Source organism: Myxococcales bacterium (assembly GCA_016706225.1).
GTDB lineage: Bacteria > Myxococcota_A > Polyangia > Polyangiales > Polyangiaceae > JADJKB01.
Genome location: JADJKB010000013.1, coordinates 198,882 through 218,294, shown reverse-complemented (window position 1 = coordinate 218,294; position 19,413 = coordinate 198,882). Strand labels below are relative to the sequence as shown.

The following is a 19,413-nucleotide window of genomic DNA, read 5'->3' as shown; positions in this document are numbered from 1 at the left end:
GCGCGTGACCGCATTGTGCATTCTTCGTGAACTCCGCTCCGAAAACTCGCCCCCGCGTTTGCAACTTCAGACGCATCCCTCCCGAAGCGATCGTCGCCGACGCAGGTGGGCATGGCGCACCCGTCGCCACGCGAAAGCCGGTCTGCGCCTTGGGTCGTATCCAGGACTGGGGGCAGCAGCAGGCTCAAGGAAACATCGGGCACTGCCCGTTGGGCATCGGAGCCATGCACTGATTGCTGCAACCGGGGATGCCGCAGGGGTAACAGCACTTGAGCCCCTGGTTGCACTCGCTGTCGCTGGCGCACGCGGCGCCCGCGCCGGCGTCTCCAAAACAACTCGGGTCGAGGCTCGCGTCCACACCCATGGCGTTGGCGTTGCAGGCGTTGCAGTAGAACTTGCCGTCGCAACCGCAGACGCCCGGGCAGTCGGCGTCGCAGGCCTGGGGTTTTTTCACACACACGCCCTGGGAGTCGTCTCCGCCGCAGGCGCTGGTGCTCGGAAAATCGCAGAACTCGTCGCTGGCGCAACTGACGCCTGCGATGCCTCCGCACGTCTTGCCCGTCACCAGGGTGTAGCAACCCCCGGTGCAGACCAGGGTTCCGCCATCGGCCGGAAGTTGTTCCCCTTCGCCGCAGTTGCAGCAGCCGCAGGCTGCGGTGCAGCCTACGTCGCACATCGGCGGCGCACCGCAGCCCACGTTCGAGCAGTCGATGCCACCCGAGCCGCCGCTTGGACTGCCACCCGAGCCCGAGCCGCCGCCGGTCCCGGCTACGGCGCCGCTGCCGCCCGTGCTCGACGTGTCGCTGTCGGTGCTGCCCCCGCAAGCCGAGGCACAGCCGAGGGCGACCCCGACGAGGGTCGTGAACCCAATCGTAGCTATCCGCATGGCAGGCAAAGCAGCAAACACCGTGCCGTCAGCTCGGAAGCTCGTACTGCGAGAGAATCACTGTGCCAAGCCCAGGTGTGCCGGCGACGCCCGACGCCGGTGTCAGCGTCGACGCATTGTCGCACCGGGGCCGCTCAATCCGGCGCCAAGAACGGGTATCGCCACGAAGTCGGCGGCGCGAGTGTCTCTTTGACGGTCCGCGGAGAGACCCAGCGGATCAGGTTCCAGAGTGAGCCGGCCTTGTCGTTCGTACCCGACGCCCGCGCGCCACCAAACGGCTGCTGACCCACCACTGCGCCGGTGGGTTTGTCGTTGATGTAGAAGTTGCCCGCCGCCTGTCGCAGCCGCAGCGAAGCCCGCTCGATGAAGGCGCGATCCCGCGCAAACACCGCGCCGGTCAGCGCGTAGGGGGAGGTCTCGTCGCACAGCGTGAGGGCGTCATCGACCTTCGCCGCGTCGTACACGTACCAGGTCAGGACCGGGCCGAAGATCTCCTCCCGCATCAGGCGGCTCTTGGGATCCGGCGTCTCCACCAGCGTCGGCTGGATGAAGTACCCAACCTTGTCGTCGTAGGTCCCGCCCGCCAGGATCTTGGAGCCATCACCGCGAGCGTGCTCGATGTAGCCGACGTGATCCTTGAACGCGCTCGCGTCGATCACCGCACCCATGAAGTTGGAGAAGTCACACACGTCGCCCACCTCGAGCTCGGCGATCATGGCCACCACCCGCTCGCGGATCTCCCCGGCGATGCTGCTCGGCAAGTAGACCCGAGACGCGGCGCTGCACTTCTGTCCCTGGAACTCGAAGGCGCCCCGCACGATGGCCACGGCGAGGGCCTCGCGATCGGCGCTCTCGTGAGCGAAGATGAAGTCCTTGCCGCCCGTCTCGCCGACCAGGCGCGGGTAGGTCAGGTAACGATCGATGTTGCCGCCAATGGCCTTCCACATGCCGTGGAACACCGCGGTCGAGCCGGTGAAGTGCACGCCGGCCAGGTGAGGGCTCTCGAGCACGGCGTTGCCGATCTGGCTCCCGGAGCCGTAGATCAGGTTGATGACCCCGGCTGGCAGCCCCGCCTCCAGCAAGAGCTGCATGATGAAGTGGGCCGAGTAGACCGAGCTGCTCGCGGGTTTCCACACCACCGTGTTGCCCAAGATCGCCGGCGCCGTGGGCAAATTGCCGGCGATGGAGGTGAAATTGAAGGGCGAGACGGCGAACACGAACCCTTCGAGGGGGCGCGCATCGACCTGGTTCCAGACGCCTGGGCTCGACAACGGCTGCTCCGCCAAGATGCGCTCGGCGAAGTGCACGTTGAAGCGAAAGAAGTCGATCAGCTCACAGGCCGCATCGATCTCCGCCTGGTGCGCCGTCTTGCTCTGCCCGAGCATGGTCGCGGCGTTGAGCACCGGGCGATACTTGGTGGCGAGCAGCTCCGCAGCCTTCAGGAAGACCGCCGCGCGGGCGGCTTGCGGCAACCGGGACCAGTCACTCTGGGCCGAGAGCGCGGCGTCGATCGCCGCCTGCACCTCGCTCGGCCCCGCCATGTGGTAACGCCCGAGCACGTGTTGGTGGTCGTGCGGCATGACCGAGGCGCCGAGTTTGCCGGTTCGCAGCTCCTTGCCCAGAACGATCAGGGGCATGTCCGTCTCGGTCGCTGCCATGCGCACGAGCTCGGCCTTCAGCAGCTTGCGCTCGGGCGTGCCCGGCGCGTGACTCAGCACGGGTTCGTTGACGGGTGACGGCACGTCGCTGCGGGCGTTCAACATGCGCGGGATGGTACACGCTCTGCGCCCGCGCTCGTACCGCTACGGTGGCGTCGGCGCGGTGCCGCTCGTTGTGCCAAAAACCCCGCTCAGAACGCGGTGAATCCGCCGTCCACGCACAACGTCTGGCCGGTCACAAAGGAGGCCGCGTCGCTGGCCAGAAACAGCGCCGCCGCAGCGATCTCTTCCGGGCGTCCCACCCGGCCGAGGGCGGTGTGGCGGTTGGCGTGTTCGAGCATCTCGGGGCTCGCCAAGATCGCCGCGGCCAGCCGCGTCTCGACCAGCCCGGGGGCGATGGCGTTGACGCGCACGCCGCTCTGGCCGAGCTCGAAGGCCAGGCTCTGGGTCATGCTGCCGAGGGCGGCCTTGGTCATGCCGTACACCCCTTGCAAGGGGGCGGCGCGCAGCCCGGCAACACTCGTGATGGTGACGATGGAGCCCTGGCCGTTGCGGCCGATGACATGCTCCGCGAAGGCGCGGCTGGCCTCGAACGCGCCGCGCAGGTTCACCTCGAAGGTCTTTTCGTAGGCGCCGGGGTCGATGCCGATCATCGGACCAAAGTAGGGGTTCGTCCCGGCGCAGTTCACGAGCACGTCCGCCTTGCCGAACTGAGCCACGGCCTCCCGAACGAGGGCGTGACACTGGTCGATCTGACCGACATGGGCGCTCATGGGGTGCACTGTGCCGCCGCGCTCGCGGATCTTGGCGGCAACCGCGTTGACCCCGTCCAGCTTGCGCGACGCGATCACGAGCTTCGCGCCGGCCTCGGCGAAGGCCATGGAGATGGCCTCGCCGATCCCTCGGCTAGCCCCGCTCACGATCGCAACTTTGTCCTTCAGGTGAATCAGCGACATGGGCGAGAGCAGTACTACTTCCGGAGTGAGGCCGCAGCGCTCTATGCTGGGTCGATGCCCCTCGGCCCTCACGACGGCGTGCTCTTGGTCGCCCACGGTACGGTGACGGATCTCGACGACTTGCCGGAGTTTCTGCGAGAAATTCGCCGCGGGCGCCCGGCCTCGCCCGAGCTCGTCGCGGAAATTCGCCGGCGCTACACCGCCATCGGCAGCTCTCCCTTGCTCGACATCACCCGGGCGCAGGCCAGCGCCCTCGCCAAACGCCTGGAGCTGCCGGTGCTCGTGGGCATGCGGCTGTGGCGCCCGCGGGTCGAGGACGTGTTGCGTGGGATCGGCGGGCTCAGGCTCGCGCGTCTGTGTGTGCTCCCGCTCGCGCCGTTCTCGGTTCACGTGTACTGGGAGGCGGCCCAGGAGTCCCTCGCGGCCGCCCGCGAAGAGCTCGGGTCGAGCGCGCCGGAGCTGGTGCCGACCGAGCCATGGGGCACCGAGCCCGCGCTGATCGACGGCTTCGTGGCGGGCATCGAGGCCGCGCTGCCGGAGGACGGCAAACCAACGCGCGTCGTGCTCACGGCCCACAGCTTGCCGTCGCGTGCCATCCGGGACGGCGATCCGTACGAAGCGCAGTTTCGCGCCTGCGCGGCCGCGGTGGGTCGACGGCTCGGGAGTGAGCCGCTGGTTGCGTTTCAGAGTCAGGGCGCCGACGGCGGCGACTGGCTCGGTCCTGATCTGCGCGCGGTGTTCGAGAGTGAGCGAGGGCGGGGGACCGAGCGAGTGGTGCTGTCCCCCATCGGGTTTCCAGCCGAGCACGTCGAGACCCTCTACGATCTCGACATCGAGGCGGCCGGCTGGGCGAAGGAGCTCGGCCTCGAGCTGGTGCGAGTCCCCGCCCTCAACGACGACGCCCACCTGGTCAGCGCGCTGGAGGCGGTCGCCCGGAGGGCGCTCACTTGAAAGCCCGGAGGGCGCTCACTTGAAAGCCCGGAGGGCGCTCACTTGAAAGCCCGGAGGGCGCTCACTTGAAAGCCCGGAGGGCGCTCACTTGAAAGCCCGGAGGGCGCTCACTTGAAAGCCCGGAGGGCGCTCACTTGAAAGCCCGGAGGGCGCTCACTTGAAAGCCCGGCGGCTCACGCGAGCCAGTCGCGGATTTGTTCGTAGACGGAGGGGCGGTTCAGGAGCTCCAGGTGGGCCGTGCCGAAGCTGACGTGCTGACGTTCTTCGGGGAACCGCAGCGCGAACTCGGAGCTTTTGTGCTGTCCGAGGGCGCTCTCGACCGGCACGAGGCCGTCCCCGAGCAGCTCGGGACGCGGTGCCTCGGTGAGCGTGCCTGCGATGGCGAACGCTCGCACGCCGTCCGGGAGCGGGAGCGGCGTGCGTGGATCCGCGCCCTTCTCGAACCGATCGCGATCCCGCCAGTCCGCATCGAGGACGTTGCCGAAGCGCAGATCCGTCACGCCGGCGGAGCGGATCTGGCCGAGCTTCGCCAGCGGCGCGCCGTAGCGCGTGGCGCCGAGCAACACGTCGATCCAATTGCCGCCCCGCTCGAGCGGGGCGCCGTGGTGAGGCGAGCCCAGACACACCAGCGTGCCGAGCCGTTCGCGCCAGCCGTGCGCGCGCGCTTCAGCCGCGGCGCAGGCGCTCCGGGCGACCAGCCCACCCATGCTGTGGCCGAGCAAGGTCAGCTCGCGGAGAGGCGTGGGCCACACGGCAACCAGCTGCTCGAGCAGCTCCGCGAGCTCTTGACCATTGTCCGAAATGTGGAGCCCGCTATTATAGCGCACGTAGACCGCGCTCACGTCGAGCTCGCTCGCGAGCGCCGCGCCGTGGTCGTGTCCGCTGCGGCGCCATTGAAGATCGCTCATGCACGAGCCGTGCACCAAGAGCACCACCCGGCCCTTTGCGTCGGGGACGGCGGCTCGGAGCGCCTCCGCCTCGAGTGGCAGCGGACGCCCCTCGCTCCGCAGGCTCATGCCGAGAGCGAGGGGGTTCTCCGTCTCGGTCAGGTAGTCGCCCAACACACCATTGAGCGCCGCGAGCACTGCTTCGCGCTCCGGCCCCGGAGTACTCTCGCCGAGCAGAGTCCCGAGCTCAGCGAGCGCCCGGTCGATGCCGGCGCCCACCACCTGCGTGACGCCGGAGATGGTTCCGTACACGAGATCGGTCACGAGACGGGTCGGGCCGGCCAAGGGCTCGCCGAGGATCGCCGGGCCGCTGCCGATGGTGACGTGCATCGCACGCACGAGCTCGGTGACGCTCTTGGTGGCCTCGATGGCCAGCCGGCTGGCTCCGCGCAGATCGTCGACGTGGCTCCGTTTGCTCATCAAAGACGTGTGTAGCGCGCTTCAACGCGCCACCCAATCGTCCACACGGGCCGAACAACTCCGGACTCGAGTCGTCCCGCGGGTTTGTTCGCGGATCTCGCAGCCAACCCCTGAACAATGAAGGCGGCGCGAGGGCGGCGGACTGCCGCGCGCCAGCCGCCTGGAACCCGCGCGCATTGCGGCCTCTCTGCCTTGCTAGGGCGGCCCGAGGGGGGAGCGCGGGGGCGGCGAGCGTACTACTCTCGTGCAAAGCCACGATGCGCCCCCGGTGATCCAAGGTAAGAAGGGCCGGATGACGGGCGCCTCGCGAGTTCGCGGTCGAACACCAAGACAACAGACCCGGGTGGTTCCCCTGAGGCTGAGGCTCTTGGGGCTCTTGGGTGTGCTGCTGCTCGGGGTCGGTTGTCCCTGCGTGAAGGGACCGGTCAACGCGAGTCCGGCGCTGCGCTGGTGGCTGTTCTCGAACTTCGGCGCACAACGCGTGTGCCCCGAGATGCTCAAGCGTGGCGCGCCGCTCAAGCTGAACCCCACCGGCAACACCATCGGGCGCTTCTTCCCGACGCGCTGTCAGCACGAGATCAACGACGACGCCCACACGATGACGCTGCACTTCGGCGGCACCGGCTTCGCGTGGACACCGGTCGCCGGCAGGGTGGGATTTTCTGCCGAGGCCTCCGTCGAGTACCAGTTCGACTTCTTCATGGGTGAAGACGACATCTACGTGTGGGCCAAGCGCCCGCGCATCCTCCGTGGCCCCGAGTTTCAGGTCGGTTCGGTCGAGAACAAGGTCGTCAACTGGGGGCTGAAATCACCGGCCGGCTGGATGGTCGATCAGTTCGGCGCGCAGATCGTCTCGAGCCAGCTGGCCAGCGGGTTCACCGTGCTGCACGGGGACGCCGGCGACGATTTTTCGCTGGGGATCCTGGTGCCGCCGCAGAAGCCGCGTCATCCGTTCGACACCTCCAAAGGTGAGCGGTTTGTGTTCGCCAACGAGACGACGGAGATCCGTTCGAACCAGATCGATTTCCTGGGGCCGTTCGAGGTCGAGGACAAAGACCAGGCGCTGTTCTTCCGCATGCGGGTGGACGGTCCGGCCGCCGAGGCGTTCTTGTTCCAGCGCGGCACCGGGGATCTGTGGCGCGATGCGCTGCAGCGCGGCGCCGCTCTCGGTCCGCCGCCTGGTCCACCGATGCTGGGTTTTCCTCTGCCCGCCAACGTCGACGTGAAGAAGCGCATCCCCGTGCCGCGGGGTTCGTACTACCTGGTCGTCGACAACTCGAGCGCGTTCGGGCAGGTATCGCCGCCGTGGAATCCGCTGGCGGTCGTCGGCGGCGGCACGGCGGTCGTGTCGTACTCCGCGGAGATCGGCGACGACGACGACGAGTTCTGATGCCAGAGCGGCGCGGGCGCTGGCACAGGACACCACCGGCGCTACGGCAGGAACCGATACGTGAACGAGATCCACGGGTACAGCGCAAGCTCGGGTGGATCTTCGGTATCGAGCGGGCGCATCGCGGCAAGATCGAGGGACCAGGTTCGATAGGGGAAACGGAAGCCCGGCGCGACCAGCACGCCGCTGTATTCGCCGACCTCGCCGCCCAGGGGCACGGCAGTGTCGACCTCGAGCAACAGCGCGGCCCAGTCGGCGATGCGCCAGATCACTCCGACTCCGTTGACCATGAAGGTCCCCGGGCCTGCGAGCAGCACGTGGCTCGACAAACTCGCGCTCGACTCACAGTCGGCCTCGAAACACAGCTCCGCCACGGCACCCACTCGACCCAGGACCAAGTTGCCCTGGTCGATGCCGAACACTCCCGACACCGAGCCGATGCCCGCGAGCCGCAGCGGCCCCTGGCGGAGGAATGCATTCTTCAGGCTGAGGTCGAACAGAAGGACCTTGTCCGGACCCTCACTGAGCGGAGGCAGTCCGGTCAGCGTGAGCTGGGTCGAGTCCGTGATCGCATACCCGGCCTGAAGGATCACGAGCTCGTTGCTGGTCAGGTAGAGCGTGCCTTCCGGATGGGTGTACGCGGTCGGTAGAAGCACCACCCGGTCGGCGTGCGCGTTTGCAACTCGAGGATCCCGCAGACGCAACTCTGGTGCGCGCGCCACTGGCGCGCCGAAGGCATGACCACTGGGCGTCGCCCCGTAGCCGTAGGCCGGCGCCACGTAGCCCGATTGAGGAGCCGGCGCCGGCGCGGCCGCCGCAGAGGGAGCCGCGCTCGCGGACGGCGCAGCCGCCGCGGCGCCGGGTGCTGTGGCAGGCGGTTCACTCGCCGGTGTAGCCGGTGGTTCGCTCGCGGCGCCGGGCGCTGGACCCGGCCCTGCCTGGGCAACACTGCCGAGCGCCCAGGTGACGGTCACACAAAAGCAACCGAACGCCCGGAGTTTCAGCTTCATGGAGGTCTGCATTTGGGCGGCGGGTGGGTCGATGGTCAAGGCCGGTGCGAGCTGCTACTTTCGCTCATGTCGGGCCAGGAGTGGACTGGTTCCGGCTTTGCATTCACGTCGCGTTCCAGAGAGAGCCTCCGCGATGAAGAATCCTCGCCGCCGCGCCAGAGCCTGGGTCACCGCCCTCATCGCGGCGTTCGCCCTCGCGGTCGGCTGTGGCCGGAGTGGCCTGGACGCCGACGACTTCGAGTGGATCGACGGCCAGCGGCCGGCGCCCGACGCCGCGGTCGGGGGCGGCACCGCCCAGCCCGACGCCCAGACGACGGAGTGTGTGCCAGCACCCGAGACCTGCAACGGCGTAGACGACGACTGCAACGGTCAGATCGATGAGCTGACCCCGAAACCTTGCGCCGAGGGCGGGGAGCAGTACTGCGTGGCCGGCGCCTGGAGCGCCTGCCCGGAGCGCTGCGAGGCGTGCATGCCCGGCAGCGAGCGGGTGTGTTTCCTCTCGTATTGCAAGTACTGGGCGGTCCAGACCTGCACCACCGACGGCAAGAGCTTCGGCAAGTGCCACGAGGAAGACCCCCCCGCCGAGTGCAAGAGCGTCGCCAAGGACAAGAAGTACTCCTCTGATCTCGAGGAGTGCTGCGTCGACAACGGTTACTGCTGTCTCGACACGTTCGATCTCGACGACGACGGCAACACCGGAGAGATGCTCGGCGAGTGCGAGGACGTTCTGTGCAAGCCGTGAGGCGAGCAGCACAGGCCGCCGCGCTGTCTTCGCTCCTCTTCGGAGCCGCGCCGGCGGAGGCCGCCTGCAACCGCCCGGACCTGCAGTTCGCCGTGCCGCCGGATGACGCCGTCGTTGCGCCGAACGCCAAGCTGCACGCGCGCTACAAGTCCAACGCCGAATACACGGGCGAGGACATCACCGTCACCGACATGGCGAGCGGCGCCGAGCAGGTGCTGACGGGCGACTGGAACTCCGCGGAGACGTTGCTCTCCGTCACCCCCAAGCTCGAGCCCGGTCAGAGCTACAGCGTCGAGTGGCCGCGGCTGCGCGGGATCAACTCCGCAAACCTCGGCCGTGGCAAGAGCATCACGTTCGCGGTCGGAGCCAGTCTCGACCAGGAAACGCCACAATTTACCGGGCTGAAGGCCCTCGAGTGGGACGTCGATCGGGAGCGCGACGACTGCACGGACAGCCTCGAAGAGCGCTACGTCTTCGACTTCGATCTGGGGGCGGCCAGCGACGACGGCGGGCGCGAATCGCTGATGATCGCGGTCTTCCAGACCCAAGGGCCCCACATCAAGAGCTCCGCCCCCGAGCCGATCAGCGTTCAGCGTCTGCCCGCCGCGGGCAAACCGCTGCGCTTGACCCGCACCATCAACGACGGCGAAGGCGACGTGTGTTTTGCCGCGGTGACCCGCGACCTGACGGGAAAGGTCAGCGCCAGCGGCGCGCAGGAAGTCTGCACGACGACCGTGGCGCCGCCGTTCTTCAACGGCTGCACTACGTCACAGTCCAGACGTGGCTCGGGGCTGTCGCTGTTCGCCGTCCTCTTGGCCGCCGCCGCGTGGTCGCGACGGGGACGGCGGTGAGGGCGGCGCGCACCAGGCTCGGGAGCGCGCTCGCACCGATGTTCGTGCTCGCGCTGGGCTCGCGCGCCGTAGGTCAGCCGCAGCCGCCCGCCTCGGGCACCTCGCCCCCTCCGCCCGCTCCGGTCCTGGCACCGCCGGGGCCGACGCCCGAGTCCGCGCCCACGGCGCCGCCGCTCGCGGGAGCCGCAGTGCAACCCGTTGCCCCGGCGCCCGCCCCCGCCATTCCGGCGCCACGCATCGCCGTGTTCCCGGTGCACGTCGCGCCGGGGCTCGATCCGAGCCTGCGTTCGCTGATCGAACGGCAGCTCGGCCGGAGCGCGGCCCAGCGCGGGTATCAGCTCGCGGACGCCGCAACGACGGCGCGCGTTGCCGGCGCCACGTCCGGCGCGCTGACGCCGGAGCGTGCGATGACCATGGTCCGCGACGCGGGCTCCGCCTTCGGCTTGTTTGCCAGCGTGCAGAGCCGCAACGGGCGTTATCACGTCAATGTGCAGGTCGCGCCGGCGAACGCACTCGCCACGAGCGCTGACGCCGAGGGGGTGTCGTCCGATCTGTACGCCTCCATCGACCGCGCGGTGGGCTCGCGCCTGCCTGAAGCGAGCTCCCTCGCGCCGCCCCCGGCGCCGCCGCCGACGGGCCCGAGTCCGAGCGCCCCGCCGACCCCGGCGCCGCGCGATGAGTTTCCCGACGGGAGGTTCCGCCTCGCCCTGGGCGGCGAGACGGCGTTTGGTGTCTCACCGGGGCCGTTTCAAAACCACTTGCTCGGGGCCCGCTTCGACTGGCGATTCTCCGAGCGTGCGTCCCTCGGCCTTGCGGTGCAGTACGCGAACTTGAAGGGCAAGGACGGTCGTGCGCACAACGTGCTGCCGTGGGCGCTGTTCGAATACCGCGTGGGGCTCGGCGCAGGCTGGGCGGTGCCGCTGCGGTTTGCCAGTGGCTACCTGGTGAAGAACGGTCCGGTCGTTCAGCCGTCGGCAGGGCTCTCCGCGCCGCTCGGTGACGACCTCGACCTCAGTGTTGCGCTGCTCGCTCCGACGGTCTGGATCACCCACGAGCGGGCGGTCGTCTCGATGGACCTCGCGGCGGAGCTGGGGGTGACCTTCTGAGGGAAGCCGCGCCGGGAAACGCGGGAGTTTACCTCGAATCACTCTCGCTTCGGGGTGACGACGACGGTGTCGATGAGCCAGCCTTTGTCGGTCTTCGTGAGGCCGAAGCTCACCCGCCGCTCATCGCGCTCGGCGCCGGAGCCGCGGTCGGCCACCAGGGTCGCGGAGCCGCTCACCTTCGCGCTCGTCCCCCCAGCGAGCACGTCGATCGAATCGGGGCTGATGTCGACCTCTGCGCTGCGGAAGATGGTGCCGGCGCGGGTGGCAACACCCACGAGCTCCGGTCTACCGGAGCGCATGCTCGTGAGCTCCGAGATGTCGACCCGGACGTTCGGGACGAACAGCGTCTCGAACTCGTCGTTCATGCGCTTGCCGCGGAAGATCGGGTTCTCGTCCGGACCCGACACGTGCACCACTCGGGCCAGCCGTTCGAGCTGCTCACGGATCAGCTCCTCGTCACTCTTCTTCGCGAACAGCGCGTAGAGCAGGATCAGAGCCCCGAGGACGGCTGCGCCGATCGCGAGCGCACGCCGCGACAACTCAGTTCCTCGCGAGCTTCACGCGCCAGTCGACCGGCAGATCCAGGAACCCTTCGAGGCACAGGAAGTCGTAGATGCCGTCGCAGATCACCTCGGCGGTGTCGCTGAACAGGTGCGGATCCGTGAAGAACCGAATGGTCTCGTCGAAGAAAGGCTCTTCACTGCTGGTGAGTCGACCGAACAGCTCGTCGCCGCAGAAGTTCACCATCTGCTCCATGAAGATCCGCTCCCAGTGCGCGCGAAACTCGGGGAACTGGCTGCTCAGCACCTTGTAGTTCACGGCGCCAGGCCCATCCCCCGTGTTGGCCGCGCGCAGCGTCGCCCGGCACATGGCCTCCAGCCGTGGGGGCAGGTGCGTTTGGAGGAACTCGAGCAGCACACCGCTGTGGATGTGCATCACCCGATTCAGCTCGGGTGAGCGACGCGACAAAAATCCGACCTGGAGATCGCGCTCCATCTTGGTCAACAGCTCCAGCGTGCTCTCTTTCACATCGGCGCTCTGGTACTCGAACCCGTCGAGCTCGGCGCGCAGGCGGTTCTTGTAGCGGTTGAGCACGTAATACACACCCTGCTCCGGGTGGTAGATGACCTTCTCCTTGTCGCCGCGGGTCTTCTCGTGCAGCTCGCTCTCGAAGAACAGCTTGGCGATGCGACGACCGATCGTCTTCATGTTCTGCGTCGCGAAGTTGCCGTCGGTTGCAAACAGGCGACCGAGCAGCCGCGACATGGTCTTCTGCTGCTGCTCTTCGAGCTCGGCGGGCGGCGCGCCGGGGCCGCCCTCTCCACCAAGCGCCGCCTGCATGCCCTTGATTTGCGCCACGACCTGCGCGGTGATGGCGTCGAGCTCGGGGCTCGTCTCGAGCTCGCCCTTGTAGTGGACGATGCGGGCCTGGACCTGCTCGTTCAACAGACCCAGCGCCTGGAACGTGAGCTTCTCCTTGTCGTGGTTGCTCATCGGGACCGCCTCGCGGCGCGGGGGCGGCGGGCGCTGCGGGGGCTTCGGCGGGGGCTTGCGAGGCGGGGAGGCGTCGGTCACGACGTCGAACGATAGCCGAGGTCGTGGCGGGCGTCGCCCGCTTTGGTCGTGCGCCGCCGAGCCGACCAGAGCTCCGGGCCCGGGAACACCCTCTTCGGTCGCCGCACGCCGCCCTCTGAGGTAGCGTCCGGCCGACTCTCGTGGAGGATGCCATGCGCTTTGGACTTCGAACCTTGTTCTTTTCCAGCCTGCTCGCCATCGGTTGCGCGCGCGGCCCCAACATTTCCACCGACCAGCTGCCGCTCAAACGGGTGGTGATCTATCGCAACGGGGTCGGTTACTTCGAGCGCTCGGGTCACGTCGACGCGGACGCCGTGACCTTCAAGATGCGGCAGCGCATGGTCGGCGATTTCCTGGCCTCCCTCGCCATCGTCGAGCGCGGCGGCAGCTCGGTCCGCTCCGCTTCGTTCCCGCTCGAGATCCTGGACGACGACGAGGACGAGCCCACGCTCGATCCGCGCTACCAGAGCATGCTCAAACCCTGGCCCGGGCTGCCCCCGAAAAAGAAGGAGAAGAACCCGCTGCGGGAGGTGATCCTGCAGCTCGACGGCAAGGAGCACGATCTCGCCATCGGCTACGTCTCCGAGACCCCGGTCTGGCGCCCCTCCTACCGCCTGGTGGTGCAAGAGGGCGGCAACGCCGATCTGCAGACCTGGGGCATCGTTCAGAACCTATCGGGTGAGGATTGGAAGTCGGTCAACCTCGCGCTGGTCGCGGGTGCGCCGCTCGCGTTCGAGTCGACCCTCGGAGAGCCGGTGATCCCCAATCGGCCGATCGTGACCGACACGGGCGAGGTGATTGCGGCCATGCCCACGGGTGTGACCAGCATGGAGCAGCGGCGCGAGGCCGAGATCGAGCGCTTTGGTGCCGGCGAGGCGGCGGAAGAGGCCCCCGCGGACAAAGAAGGCGGACTCGGGCTGCGCGGCGCCGGGGTCGGTGGCGGCGGTAAGGGCATGACGGAGGACGATCTGTCCGACGGCGACACGGCCGGCACCAAGGCGGGGCCGAGCAAGAAGAACAAGATGGCGAAGAAACCTGCGCCTCGCCGGAGCGCTTCGACGGGCATGGCCCGGCCCTCGTCGGCGCCGGCGCCGGAGCCCGAAGCGGCGGCTGACATGCCACGCCAGCCCAGCCGGGACGAACGCCGTAGGGTGGCGCTCGAAGAAGCAAAACGCCAGGGCCTGAGCGCACCGCGGCGCATGAGTGCGCTCGCCGCGGTGGCGGTTGAAGCCGGGGCAACCCGCTACGAGATCCCGAACGCCATCACGGTGCCGAACGAGAGTGCGACCATGGTCCTGCTCTTGAACAAACGCGTGCCGGGTGAGGCGGTGTTCTTGTTCGCGCCGGACGGCGGAGTGGGGGAGTCGGCGACCCATCCGTTCCGCGTGGTGCGCTTCACCAATGGTACGACAGGACTCCTGGAACGCGGACCCATTGCGGTCTTCGAGAAGGGTTCGTTTCTGGGCCAGGGCATGCTCGATCCACTGCCGCCGCGAGCGACGGCCGTAGTGCCGTTTGCCCTCGAGCGCAGCCTGGCCGTGGCGATCGATCGCAAGTACGACGAACAAGGCGCGCGCATCTTCAAGATCGAATCCGGGGAGCTGTGGATCGAGCGCGACAGTGTCGCAAAGACGCTCTACACGGTCTCGAACGGTAGCGACAAACTGGGCAAGGTCCTGGTCAAACACACGCGCTCGGCGGGCACGCGCCTGTTCAAACCACCGGTCGGCACCGAGGACAACGCAGCGCTCGGGCACGCATTGGTGCCAATGAGTGTGAAAGCGTTCGGCAAGAGCGAGCTCACCGTGGACGAACGGCGCGCGCAGCACCAGATCGCGAACTGGCTGTCCCCGCTCGCGGACGAGGCCATCAAGACCTTCCTGGCGGATCCCCGGGGCAGCGCGCAGGTGCAAGCTCAGCTCAAGGGTGTGTGGGCGGTGCGCGAGATCTGGAAGAAGAGCGTCGACGAGGAGCGGAAGCTGGTCGACGAACAGGCCGAGCTGGAGAAGGCCGCCAACGAGACGCGGTTGTCGCTGCGCGCCATCGAGAAGAACACCCAGGCCGCGGATCTGCGAACCAAACTGACCCGGCGCCTGGACGAGGTCACCAAGCGCATGGAGCAGATCACCAAGCGCCTGATCGAGGTCAAGATGGCGATGAACGAGCAAGAGATCCGCTTCCGCGACTCGGTGCGGGAGATCAAGCTGCTCAGTCCGCCGCCGCTGAAGGACTGAACAGCACGAGCTCGAGCCGCTCAAATCCACCCGCTTTCGGCGGCACCTGGACCAACGGCAGCCCGCGTTCTATGAATTGGGCGCCGTATGGGGCAAGTCCCGATCGATGATCCTGCGCGTCCAACGCCGACGCCGCCGTCACCCCCCCCGCTCGGCCTCGTTGGCAAGGCGACCCTCGTGGTGGGCGCCGTGGTCGGCGCGACCGCGATCCGCGCGCTGCTCGAGCCGGTCGTGGGTGACCGGGTTCTGTACGTGCTCTACCTCGCCGCGGTCGCTGCCGCCGCGCGCTTCGGCGGTTGGCGGGCCGGGGGCATCACCACGCTCGCTTCGGTCATCGTTGCGTCGGTGCTGTTCGCCCAGCCGCGCGGCAGCCTCTGGCCCATGCACTCGGGGGACCGCGTGGCCGTGTTCCTGTTCGTTGCCGCGGCGCTGATCATCACCGCTTCGATCGACGCCGAACAGCGGGCGCGCCGGACCGTCGAGGATCGGGACGCCCGGCTGCGACGGGAGATCAGCGAGCGCCAGCGACTCGAAGCGGCGTTGATTGAGTCCCAACGGCTCGAGAGCATCGGGCGGTTGGCTGGCGGCGTGGCCCATGACTTCAACAACCTGCTGACGGTGGTCCAAGGTTCGCTCCACCTGCTCAAGCCGAGCAAAGAGCAGGCCCCGATGGCCGAGAACATCGAGCTGGCAGCGCGCCGCGGCGCGGACCTGAACAAACAGCTGCTGGGATTCGCCCGCCGCCAGATGCTGGAGCTCCAGACGCTGACCCTGAACGCGGGGGTCATCGAGTCCGAGAAGCTGCTCAGTCGCCTGCTGCCCGAGGACATCCTGCTGCGGACCGAGCTCGCGCTCGACCCGTGGGCTTTTGATGGGGATCCGACCCAGGTCCAGCAGGTGCTGATGAACCTCCTGACGAACGCGCGGGACGCGCTTCAGTCCGGCGGCACCATCAGCGTCGAGACCGAGAACTCCACCCTGGACGAGGAGTTTGCTCGCGCGATGCCGGAGGTGACGCCGGGTGAATACGTGCGCCTGCGCGTCTCGGACAACGGCCCAGGGTTGTCGCCCGAGGCGCGGGCCCGGATCTTCGAGCCGTTTTACACCACCAAGGAGGTCGGCAAGGGCACCGGTCTCGGGCTCGCGGTGGTGTACGGCATCGTCAAACAACTCAGGGGTCACATCTTCGTCGACAGCTCGCCGGGTCGAGGAACGACATTCGATATCTACTGGCCGCGCCAACAGAAGGTCGTCCTCGGCGGGCCTCGACACGCTCCAACGCACGTCGTGACCCCGTCGCTGCACATCCTGTTGGTCGAGGACGACGAGCTCGTGCGCAGGACCGCGAAAAGGCTGCTGGAGAAGCTGGGGCACCAGGTCACGGACGCGGCCAACGGCGCCGACGCCCTGGTCGCGGCGGCCCAGCCCGGTTTCAAGGCAGAGCTCTTGCTCACGGACGTGGTCATGCCGTGGATGAACGGCCGGGAGCTCGCGGACCGCCTGCTGAAGGACCACGACCTCGCGGTCGTGTTCATGTCGGGTTACACGGAGAACGTCGTGCTGCAGAAAGGCGTGGTCAAACCCGGGGTGGTGCTGCTGAAAAAGCCGTTTTCGATGGCAGAGCTCGACGCGGCGTTGAGCCAGGCCCTGCGCCGCGAGCGCGCGGCGGCGGGTTGACAAACCTTCCCTTACGTATCATTTGAAGCGCCCATGATTGAGCCGGAGGCGGTTCGTTCCCTGCTGCTCCAGGCGTTCCCGGACGGGGACGTCGCAGTGCTGGACATGACGGGGACCAAGGACCACTACGACGCCCGAGTGGTGTCTGGGGCATTCGTGGGCCGAAGCCGGATCGAACAACACCGGATGGTGTACGCCGCCCTGGGCGACGCGATGCAGGGGGCAGTCCACGCCCTGGCGCTCAAGACCTACACGCCCGAAGCTTGGGCGAAGCTCAAAGGATGAATCTTCATGGATGAGGCACTCCGAGATCGAATCAAGTCCACCCTCGACCAGAGCCCGGTCGTGCTGTTCATGAAGGGCAGCAAGAATTTTCCGCAGTGCGGTTTCTCGGCTCGGGTCGTGCAGATCCTCAAGGAGCTCGAGGTCGACTTCCGCGACGTGAACATCCTGCAAGACCCCGATCTGCGCGACGGCCTGAAGGAGTACTCCAGCTGGCCGACGTTCCCGCAGCTCTACGTCGACGGGAAACTGGTGGGCGGCTGCGACATCGTCATCGAGCTGCACGAGACCGGCGAGCTGAAGACGCTGGTCGCCCCTTAGCGTTCGACGCCGACGCCTCCGACCCGCGCGACCTCGAGGCTGGCGCGGGCCGCCCGGTTCGCGTCGGCGAACGGGAACGTGAGCGTCGTCGGCCCGGCGTCTTTGCCGGTGATCATGCCGTCGTGTTCGCCGATGAGTGTGCGGACCCGCGTGCGATCGAGACGCCCGGTCAGCTCCAGGATGCGCCCGAGGGAGCCCGCAGCCCGGACGTCCGTCCCGCCGTCGGGGAACAAGATCGACTGCCTCACCTGAGGCGGATCGGCAAACGCGCCGATCCAGTAGACCAGCGAAGCGGCGGCGGCGCCCGGGTTTGGACCGAGGAACCACGCCCCAAGGTGATGGGTCGCACCGAGAGCGCAGCGAGCGTAGAGCGCGCCGTGCGTCGCCCCAGGCTCTCCGCCATGGCGTTGGCGGTCTTCACATAGGCTCGACGTTCGCCGGAATAGAAATAGGGGATCGCGTACTTGCCGCTGAACGTCAGCCGCACGCCGTGCAGCGCAACGGCCCCGGGCAGGGCCTCGGTGGCCACGCTGACCGAGGTGCCGATGCCCTCTTGTTTTTCGATCTCCGGCGCCTCCTTCCAGACGAACCGCGCGGGAGTCCCGCTGACGAACTGGGCAAGCTTGGCGTCGCTGGTGAGCGCCTCCGTTGGCCGCGCGAGCACCAGCTCGACCACCCAACCCTCGACGTCGGTGGGGCCGATGGTGGCGCCGCGCATGATGCGTGCGCGAGTCGCCTGGCACACTCGCTCCGCGCGTTCGACGCGCTGGCGTTCGTACTCGTCGCTGCTGATCGCCGTGGCCGTCGGGGCCGGCGCACCAAACGACCAGCGAGAGCCGGGCGCGAGGTAGTTGAACGCGGCGAAGATCGCGGCAGCGCCCACGGCGAGGATCAAGAGCGGGGGCAGCCAGCGAGGGATGCCGACTCGAGTCCGCTGCCCGCCACCCTCGAGGGCGGCCCGGCGAGCCTGTACCAGACGCCGCGCGAGCTCCCCCGCGCGACGCTGTCGAAGCTCCGGCGCGAGGGTCTCCCAATGCTCCACCACGTTCGCGAGCTCGGTTGCGACCTCGGGCCCCGCCCCGACCAGCCGGATCCGATTCCCCTCGACGATGGCGTCGCCCGCCATGCCAAACCGAGCGATGGCTTCGCCCACCAAGATCTCGAGATCCGCGAAGCTGCCATCGTAGTGATCGGGCGCGGGCGGGGGCACGCGGACCTGACCTGGCCTCTCGAGCCCGGCGACCGACGGCAAGGTCGGCTCCGGCGCGGAGCTGGGGAAGGCACGCGCGGAGCTGGGGAAGGCAGGCGTAGAGCCGGGGAAGGCAGGCGCAGGCGGGAGCCCCGGCGCAGCGGATTGCGGCACGATCAGATCGGGCACGTCGACGGACGAGTCGGGTTCGGGATTGGGTACCGTCAGCTGCCGGTCACCCGCGCGGACCTGGCGGAGCATTTCGCGCTTCTCGAGCAGGCGATCCCGAAACATCTCCTGCATCAGACTCGCCAGACCCTGACCTGGATCGGAGGCGCCGATCAGCTCGTGGGTGACGCTGAGCAGGTCCTGGCGCATCGCAGCTGCGGTGGGGTAGCGCTCGCCGGGATCTTTGTTGATTGCCCTCGAGATCACGCGCTCCAGCGACGCGGGGCAATCCGGCGCCGCCTGCGAAGGGGCGAGCACGGTCTCATGGCAGATTGCCTCCAGCGCCGAGAGCACGCTGGGACGATTGAAGAGCCGCCGTCGACTGACCAGCTCGTAGAGCACGATTCCAGTGGCGAAGATGTCGCTGCGGCGGTCGAGCGGTCTGCCGCGCGCCTGCTCTGGCGACATGTACTCGACCTTGCCTTTGAGCTGACCCGGCTCCGTCTCGGGTGAGGCACGCGCGCCCACCTTGGCGATGCCGAAGTCGAGCAACTTCACTTCACCGGAGTACGTGACCAGTACGTTCTGCGGGGACACGTCCCGGTGGACCAGCCCGAGTGACCGGCCCGTGTCGTCCGTGAGCTCGTGGGCAGCGTGCAGCCCGGCGCAGACCTCGGCAATGACGAATGCGGGGACCCACGTCGGCAGTCTCCGTTTCTGGGAGAGGCTCCGCCGAATGATCCCAGCGACGTTCTCACCCTCCAGGTACTCCATCACCAGGTAGAGGTGCTCGCCCGTGTGACCGAGATCCGTGACGTGCACCACGTTCTTGTGCTGAATGCCGGCGACGATGCGCGCCTCGTCGAGGAACATGTCGACGAAGCTCTGCTTCTGGGCGAAGTGCGGGAGGATGCGCTTCAGCACCACCGCCCGTTCGAAACCCGCCGGCCCGACCAGGCGCGCCAGCAGGATTTCCGCCATGCCGCCGGTCGCCAGGTGAGCAACGACCTCGTAGCGTCCGATCTTCTCCAGCGGCCCGGCGGAACTCAT

At 68.1% G+C, this 19,413-nt stretch carries 18 protein-coding genes; 9 read left to right on the top strand and 9 right to left on the bottom strand.

Annotated elements, in window-relative coordinates:
• Positions 1-184: 184 nt before the first annotated feature.
• The 3 genes from IPI67_22035 to IPI67_22025 all read right to left on the bottom strand — a co-directional run bounded on the left by IPI67_22035 (position 185) and on the right by IPI67_22025 (position 3,500).
• The gene (locus IPI67_22035) at positions 185-886 is read right to left on the bottom strand and encodes a hypothetical protein (GenBank protein ID MBK7582861.1); all 702 of its coding nucleotides are present in this window, start codon (positions 884-886) and stop codon (positions 185-187) included.
• A gap of 134 nt (positions 887-1,020) precedes the next feature.
• Positions 1,021-2,649: an L-glutamate gamma-semialdehyde dehydrogenase gene (gene pruA, locus IPI67_22030; protein MBK7582860.1), complete on the bottom strand. Its 1,629-nt coding sequence runs from the start codon at positions 2,647-2,649 to the stop codon at positions 1,021-1,023.
• 86 nt (positions 2,650-2,735) lie between these two features.
• A complete protein-coding gene (locus IPI67_22025; protein MBK7582859.1) occupies positions 2,736-3,500 on the bottom strand; it encodes a glucose 1-dehydrogenase in 765 nt (254 codons plus the stop codon).
• Between the two features lie 54 nt (positions 3,501-3,554).
• On the opposite strand from IPI67_22025, the gene hemH reads away from it, so the two are divergent.
• Complete coding sequence (gene hemH / locus IPI67_22020; protein ID MBK7582858.1) at positions 3,555-4,451, top strand: ferrochelatase; 897 nt, start codon at positions 3,555-3,557, stop codon at positions 4,449-4,451.
• A gap of 173 nt (positions 4,452-4,624) precedes the next feature.
• On the opposite strand, the gene IPI67_22015 is transcribed toward hemH, so the two are convergent.
• A complete protein-coding gene (locus IPI67_22015) occupies positions 4,625-5,818 on the bottom strand; it encodes an alpha/beta hydrolase (protein ID MBK7582857.1) in 1,194 nt (397 codons plus the stop codon).
• 343 nt (positions 5,819-6,161) lie between these two features.
• Between IPI67_22015 and IPI67_22010 the strand changes: the two genes are divergently transcribed.
• Positions 6,162-7,208 carry a hypothetical protein gene (locus IPI67_22010; protein ID MBK7582856.1) on the top strand — a complete coding sequence of 349 codons (1,047 nt, stop codon included), beginning with the start codon at positions 6,162-6,164 and terminating at the stop codon, positions 7,206-7,208.
• Positions 7,209-7,249: 41 nt separating this feature from the next.
• Here IPI67_22010 and IPI67_22005 read toward each other — a convergent pair whose 3' ends face one another.
• Positions 7,250-8,218: a hypothetical protein gene (locus tag IPI67_22005; protein MBK7582855.1), complete on the bottom strand. Its 969-nt coding sequence runs from the start codon at positions 8,216-8,218 to the stop codon at positions 7,250-7,252.
• A gap of 133 nt (positions 8,219-8,351) precedes the next feature.
• Here IPI67_22005 and IPI67_22000 point away from each other — a divergent pair, with 133 nt between their 5' ends.
• Genes IPI67_22000 through IPI67_21990 form a run of 3 tightly spaced genes read left to right on the top strand, consistent with a single transcriptional unit; the run spans position 8,352 to position 10,917 of the window.
• Complete coding sequence (locus tag IPI67_22000) at positions 8,352-8,960, top strand: hypothetical protein (protein MBK7582854.1); 609 nt, start codon at positions 8,352-8,354, stop codon at positions 8,958-8,960.
• Positions 8,957-9,811 (top strand): hypothetical protein, encoded by an 855-nt coding sequence (locus tag IPI67_21995; protein MBK7582853.1) that lies wholly within the window; start codon positions 8,957-8,959, stop codon positions 9,809-9,811. The genes IPI67_22000 and IPI67_21995 overlap by 4 nt, the downstream gene beginning before the upstream one ends.
• Positions 9,808-10,917: a hypothetical protein gene (locus IPI67_21990; protein ID MBK7582852.1), complete on the top strand. Its 1,110-nt coding sequence runs from the start codon at positions 9,808-9,810 to the stop codon at positions 10,915-10,917. The genes IPI67_21995 and IPI67_21990 overlap by 4 nt, the downstream gene beginning before the upstream one ends.
• Positions 10,918-10,955: 38 nt before the next feature.
• On the opposite strand, the gene IPI67_21985 is transcribed toward IPI67_21990, so the two are convergent.
• Together IPI67_21985 and IPI67_21980 are read right to left on the bottom strand one after the other, a co-directional pair.
• Positions 10,956-11,456, bottom strand: a complete 501-nt coding sequence (locus IPI67_21985; protein MBK7582851.1) for a hypothetical protein — start codon at positions 11,454-11,456, stop codon at positions 10,956-10,958.
• 1 nt (position 11,457) lies between these two features.
• The gene (locus IPI67_21980) at positions 11,458-12,411 is read right to left on the bottom strand and encodes a hypothetical protein (protein MBK7582850.1); all 954 of its coding nucleotides are present in this window, start codon (positions 12,409-12,411) and stop codon (positions 11,458-11,460) included.
• Between the two features lie 233 nt (positions 12,412-12,644).
• Here IPI67_21980 and IPI67_21975 point away from each other — a divergent pair, with 233 nt between their 5' ends.
• The 4 genes from IPI67_21975 to grxD all read left to right on the top strand — a co-directional run bounded on the left by IPI67_21975 (position 12,645) and on the right by grxD (position 17,006).
• On the top strand, positions 12,645-14,726 hold the full coding sequence (locus IPI67_21975; protein ID MBK7582849.1) for a DUF4139 domain-containing protein: 2,082 nt from the start codon (positions 12,645-12,647) through the stop codon (positions 14,724-14,726).
• 87 nt (positions 14,727-14,813) lie between these two features.
• Positions 14,814-16,403 (top strand): response regulator, encoded by a 1,590-nt coding sequence (locus tag IPI67_21970; protein ID MBK7582848.1) that lies wholly within the window; start codon positions 14,814-14,816, stop codon positions 16,401-16,403.
• A 33-nt stretch (positions 16,404-16,436) separates the two neighbouring features.
• Positions 16,437-16,688 carry a BolA family transcriptional regulator gene (locus IPI67_21965; GenBank protein ID MBK7582847.1) on the top strand — a complete coding sequence of 84 codons (252 nt, stop codon included), beginning with the start codon at positions 16,437-16,439 and terminating at the stop codon, positions 16,686-16,688.
• A gap of 6 nt (positions 16,689-16,694) precedes the next feature.
• A complete protein-coding gene (gene grxD, locus IPI67_21960) occupies positions 16,695-17,006 on the top strand; it encodes a Grx4 family monothiol glutaredoxin (protein ID MBK7582846.1) in 312 nt (103 codons plus the stop codon).
• On the opposite strand, the gene IPI67_21955 is transcribed toward grxD, so the two are convergent.
• Positions 17,003-17,254 (bottom strand): hypothetical protein, encoded by a 252-nt coding sequence (locus tag IPI67_21955; GenBank protein MBK7582845.1) that lies wholly within the window; start codon positions 17,252-17,254, stop codon positions 17,003-17,005. The two genes, grxD and IPI67_21955, sit on opposite strands and share 4 nt — an antisense overlap.
• Entirely contained in the window at positions 17,251-19,413 is a 2,163-nt protein-coding gene (locus IPI67_21950) for a serine/threonine protein kinase (protein ID MBK7582844.1), read from the bottom strand. Before IPI67_21950 ends, IPI67_21955 begins: the two co-directional genes overlap by 4 nt.

Coding starts and splice junctions, on each gene's coding strand:
- IPI67_22035 (MBK7582861.1), bottom strand. CDS start 886: ATGCGGATAGCTACGATTGGGTTCACGACCCTCGTCGGGGTCGCCCTC.
- pruA (MBK7582860.1), bottom strand. CDS start 2,649: ATGTTGAACGCCCGCAGCGACGTGCCGTCACCCGTCAACGAACCCGTG.
- IPI67_22025 (MBK7582859.1), bottom strand. CDS start 3,500: ATGTCGCTGATTCACCTGAAGGACAAAGTTGCGATCGTGAGCGGGGCT.
- hemH (MBK7582858.1), top strand. CDS start 3,555: ATGCCCCTCGGCCCTCACGACGGCGTGCTCTTGGTCGCCCACGGTACG.
- IPI67_22015 (MBK7582857.1), bottom strand. CDS start 5,818: ATGAGCAAACGGAGCCACGTCGACGATCTGCGCGGAGCCAGCCGGCTG.
- IPI67_22005 (MBK7582855.1), bottom strand. CDS start 8,218: ATGAAGCTGAAACTCCGGGCGTTCGGTTGCTTTTGTGTGACCGTCACC.
- IPI67_22000 (MBK7582854.1), top strand. CDS start 8,352: ATGAAGAATCCTCGCCGCCGCGCCAGAGCCTGGGTCACCGCCCTCATC.
- IPI67_21980 (MBK7582850.1), bottom strand. CDS start 12,411: ATGAGCAACCACGACAAGGAGAAGCTCACGTTCCAGGCGCTGGGTCTG.
- IPI67_21975 (MBK7582849.1), top strand. CDS start 12,645: ATGCGCTTTGGACTTCGAACCTTGTTCTTTTCCAGCCTGCTCGCCATC.
- IPI67_21970 (MBK7582848.1), top strand. CDS start 14,814: ATGGGGCAAGTCCCGATCGATGATCCTGCGCGTCCAACGCCGACGCCG.
- IPI67_21965 (MBK7582847.1), top strand. CDS start 16,437: ATGATTGAGCCGGAGGCGGTTCGTTCCCTGCTGCTCCAGGCGTTCCCG.
- grxD (MBK7582846.1), top strand. CDS start 16,695: ATGGATGAGGCACTCCGAGATCGAATCAAGTCCACCCTCGACCAGAGC.
- IPI67_21950 (MBK7582844.1), bottom strand. CDS start 19,413: ATGAGTTCCGCCGGGCCGCTGGAGAAGATCGGACGCTACGAGGTCGTT.